At 71.6% G+C, this 313-nt stretch carries 1 protein-coding gene; it reads right to left on the bottom strand.

Going from position 1 to position 313, the window contains the following annotated elements; translation table 11 throughout:
• On the bottom strand, positions 1-313 hold a 313-nt coding region (locus B0W88_RS34270), incomplete at both ends, for a hypothetical protein (protein WP_198938023.1).

The raw sequence follows: 313 nt of genomic DNA on the forward strand, positions 1-313 counted from the left end.
TTGATGCCGGCGGAGCCGAGGGCGACCACGTCTTCCGTCGTCATCGTGGCGACCTGGGCGGTGCCGATGGCGGCCACCTGGGCGCTGGTGAGCGAGGGGATCTGCGCGCTGGTCAGCGCGTTGAGCGTGTCGCTGGCCATCGCCGCGACCTGGGCGGTGGTGAGCTGCTGCACCTGCGTGCTGGTCAGCGCGCCGATCTGGTCGCTGTCCAGCGCGCCGAGCTGGGCGCTGTTCAGCGCGCGCAGGGCCTGGCTGCCCATGGCGCGCAGGTCGTCGGTGCTGAAGTTGACGAGCTGGTCGGTGGTGAGGCCCT

Origin of the sequence: Pelomonas sp. KK5, from assembly GCF_001984095.1 — a bacterium.
In the GTDB taxonomy this organism is placed as follows: Bacteria; Pseudomonadota; Gammaproteobacteria; order Burkholderiales; family Burkholderiaceae_C; genus KK5.